We start from the raw sequence: 3759 nt of genomic DNA, 5'->3' as shown, positions 1-3759 counted from the left end.
CTCGCGCGGCTGCCGCGCGATGCGGTCGGCCAGCCCGCGCACGGCGGTGCGCCCGGGCGGGCGGTCGCGGTGCGTGTCGAAGCGCTGACGTTGTTCGAAAGCCGGCTGTCGCACGAGGGCGTGTCGCATCGGCCGGTCGCGTCCGCGCCGATCGCATGGGCGGACGGCGAGGCGGACGGTCCGGCGCCGCAGTGAGCGGCTTGCGCGCCGCGGTGTGATTGCCGGACGCGGTGTGTATCGCGTCGGCGATATCGTCCGGCCAGCCGGGCCAGCCGGGCCAGCCGGGCCAGCCGGGCCACCGCTCCACCGCGCCACCGGCCCTACCGGCCGTAGCGCGCGAGCGTCAGGCCCGACAAGTCGATCTCCGGTTCCCGCCCCGTGACGAGATCCGCCACCACCTTCCCCGACCCCATCGACATCGCCCAGCCCGTCGAGCCGTGGCCGACGTTGAGCCAGAGCCCGTCGATCCCGCTCGCGCCGAGCAGCGGCGGCCCGTCGGGCGTCATCGGCCGGCGGCCGACCCAGAAGCGCGCCGATGCGCGATCGGCCGCGTGCGGGAACCAGTCGTCGAGCACCTTCATCAGCGTATCGAGCGCCTGCCGGCGCAGCGCTGCGTGCCGGTTGCCGAGTTCCGCCGTACCCGCGACGCGCAACGTCGGGCCGAAGCGCGTGATCGCCGTCTTCAGCGATTCGTCCATCAGCGCGGCGTGCGGCGCTTTTTCGTCGTCGACGACGGAGAGCGTCGCCGAGTATCCCTTCACCGGATAGAGCGGCACGTCGATGCCGTGCGGCCGCAGCAGTGCGGCGCTGTCGACGCCGAGCGCGACGACGATCGCGTCGGCGGCGAGCCGCGCGTCGCGTTGCTTGCCGCCGGCGTTCGATGCGTGCGGATGCGCTCGTGCGCGATCCGGCGTATCGCCATCCTCGTTGCCGTTACCGACGATCCGCACGCCGCGCACCCGGCCCGCTTCAACGTCGAGCGCCTGCACGTCCGTGTGAAAGCGGAACGTCACGCCTTTCGCTTCGCACAGCGCCCGCAGTTCACGCGTAAAGCGCGCGCAGTCGCCCGCTTCGTCGTCGGGCAGGTAGATGCCGCCGACGGGCGCCTGCCGCGCCCAGCGCAGTCCCGGCTCGATCGCCGTGCAGCCGGCCGCATCGAGCTCGCGAAACGCGATGCCGGCGTCGCGCAGCACCTTCAGCGCGGGCTGCACCATCTGCACGTCGAACGCGCCGCGCAGCAGCTGGAGGTAGCCCCGGCTCGCGCCGTAGTCGAACGGATGCCGGTCGCGAAACGCGTGCAGGCATGCGCGGCTGTAATAGGCGATGCGCTGCATCCGCTGCTTGTTCACACGAAACCGCTCGAATTCGCATTCGCGCAGCCAGCGCGCGATCCAGCGCCACTGAGCGGCTTCGAGCGTCGGCCGGAAGATCAGCGGCGACGCGGGCTCGAACAGGTACTTGAGGATCTTGCCGGGCATCCCGGGGGCGGCCCACGGCGTCACGTAGCCGGGCGCGATCACGCCCGCGTTGCCGAGGCTCGTCGCCTGCGCGACATCGGCCTCGCGTTCGATCACGGTGACCTCGCAACCGGCTTCGCGCAGGTGCCAGGCAGTGGTGACGCCGATCACGCCGGCGCCGAGAACGATCACGTGCATGCGGTTTCCGGAACGTGGCGGTTGCTCAGGACGCGACGGCCGGATCGTCGACGAGCGACTTGCCGCGCGTTTCCGGCAGGACGAGCGCGGCGACGATCACGAGCAGATAGCCGCCGCCCGCGACGAGGCCGATCGCCTTCACGAGCGACATCGACTGCGACAGCGAGCCGACGAGGATCGGGAAGAACGAGCCGAGCCCGCGCCCGAGGTTGTAGCAGAAGCCCTGGCCCGAGCCGCGGATCGCACCGGGATACAGCTCCGACAGGTACGCGCCGACGCCCGCGAAGATCCCTTGCACGACGATCCCGAGCGGGAAGCCGAGCAGCAGCATCGCGGTGTCGGTGATCGGCAGCATCGTGTACGCCATGCCGAGCGAGAACGAGCCGATCGCGAACAGGATGAACGACGCGCGGCGGCCGAGGCGGTCGGACAGGATCGCGCCGACCACGTAGCCCACGAACGAGCCGACGATCAGCACGACGAGATAGCCGCTCGTATTGAACACCGACAGGTGGCGGACGGTTTTCAGGTAGGTGGGCAGCCACGTGGTGATCGCGTAGTAGCCGCCCAGCATCCCGGTGCACAGCGCGCTGCCGAACAGCGTCGCGCGCAGGTGCGGCGGCGAGAAGATCTCGAGGAAGTGGCCCGACACGCGGCCTTCGTCGCGCGCGCGACGGGTGGCCGTGTAGATGTCCGGATCGCTGACGTTGCGGCGGATGTACAGGATCCACAGCGCGGGCGCGATGCCGATCCAGAAGCATGCGCGCCATGCGACCTGCTCGGGCAGCAGCGCGAAGAACGCCCAGTAGAGGATCGCGGCCGCGCCCCAGCCGAACGACCAGCTGCTCTGCACGGTGCCGACGGCCTTCGCGCGGTGTTCGGGCGAGCGGATCGTCTCGGCCATCATGATCGTCACGACCGACCATTCGCCGCCGAAGCCGAAGCCCTGCAGCGTGCGTGTCGCGAGCAGTTGCCAGAACGAATGGGTGAAGCCGGACAGGCACGTGAACAGCGCGAACGTCGCGATCGTCCACTGCAGCACGCGCACGCGGCCGTAGCGGTCGGCGAGGATGCCGGCGACCCAGCCGCCGAGCGCCGACGAGATCAGCGAGCTCGTCGCGATCATCCCGGCCTCGCTCTTCGTCATGCCCCAAGCTGCGATCAGCGTCGGAATCAGGAACGAATAGATCATGAAGTCGAACGCATCGACCGCGTAGCCGCCGAATCCGGCATACAGCGTCCTGCGTTCGCGTGTCGACAGCTCGTCGAACCACTGGAATGCCTGCATGCTTGCCGTCCCCCTGTTGTCTCGTCCTGTCTCGCGCTGCCGCGTGGCGGTTATTTTACGGGCGCGGAGCGGGGCGCCAAAAAGACGGGAGCGAGGGCGCGATGGCGCGGCGGGCGGCGAGGGTGGGAGGGCGGCGTGGAACGGCGGGTGTTCCGGGAATGTGCGAGTGCCACGCCAACGTCGGTGGCAGCGACGTCCCGCGCGTCCGCACGACGTACGGCCGCTCGATTCAGAGCGTCAGGCCGCCGTCGATGTGGACGATCTGCCCGGTGATCTGTCGCGCCGCATCCGACAGCAGGAACGCGATCAGCGCGGCGACGTCGTCGGGTTCGGCGATCCGGCCGAGCGGTGTCGCCTGTTCGGCCTGCGCCCACGCGTCGGCGTTGCCGGCGCTCGGCCCGTGGTCCTTGCGCGTGAAGCCCGGCGCGACTGCGTTGACGGTGATGCCGCGCGCGGCGAATTCGGCGGCGGCGGTGCGCACGAGCGATTCGAGCGCGGCCTTCGCGGCAGCGGTGGCCGCGAACGGCGCGTCGGCGCGGTAGCGGTGCGCGACGAACGAACTGACCGCGACGATCCGCGGCGCGGCCGACGCCTCGAGCAGCGGCCGCGCGCGGCCGGCGAGCGCGGAGAACGCGCCGGGCATCGCCGCGAAGGCGGACGCGAGCGCGTCCGTGGAAAGACCGGAAAAGGATTGCCGCGCGGCGAAGCCGGCGTTGGCGACGAGATGATCGAGCCCGCCGAAGCGCGTGGCGGCGGCATCGACGAGCGACGCGGCCACGCCTGGCTCGCCGAGATCGCCGGTGAGCGTGACGCACT

3 protein-coding genes and 1 pseudogene are annotated in these 3759 nt (G+C 70.8%); 1 reads left to right on the top strand and 3 read right to left on the bottom strand.

Annotated features, from left to right (window positions below):
• Positions 1–195 (top strand): annotated as a pseudogene (locus tag ABY44_RS05055) (RNA 2',3'-cyclic phosphodiesterase); the annotation flags it as partial.
• Positions 196–320: 125 nt separating this feature from the next.
• Here ABY44_RS05055 and ABY44_RS05050 read toward each other — a convergent pair.
• From ABY44_RS05050 to ABY44_RS05040, 3 genes are all read right to left on the bottom strand, one after another.
• A complete protein-coding gene (locus ABY44_RS05050) occupies positions 321–1655 on the bottom strand; it encodes a D-amino acid dehydrogenase (RefSeq protein ID WP_027788553.1) in 1335 nt (444 codons plus the stop codon).
• A gap of 25 nt (positions 1656–1680) precedes the next feature.
• Positions 1681–2943, bottom strand: coding sequence for an MFS transporter (locus ABY44_RS05045; protein WP_027788552.1), 1263 nt, complete (start codon positions 2941–2943; stop codon positions 1681–1683).
• Positions 2944–3172: 229 nt separating this feature from the next.
• A partial coding sequence (locus ABY44_RS05040; protein WP_431640921.1) for an SDR family NAD(P)-dependent oxidoreductase occupies positions 3173–3759 on the bottom strand: 587 nt, incomplete at its 5' end.

It is taken from the genome of Burkholderia sp. ZZQ-2, assembly GCF_050768715.1.
Taxonomy (GTDB): domain Bacteria; phylum Pseudomonadota; class Gammaproteobacteria; order Burkholderiales; family Burkholderiaceae; genus Burkholderia; species Burkholderia cepacia.
The sequence above is the reverse complement of the archived record's forward strand: the minus strand, read 5'-3'. Positions and strand labels throughout refer to the sequence as shown.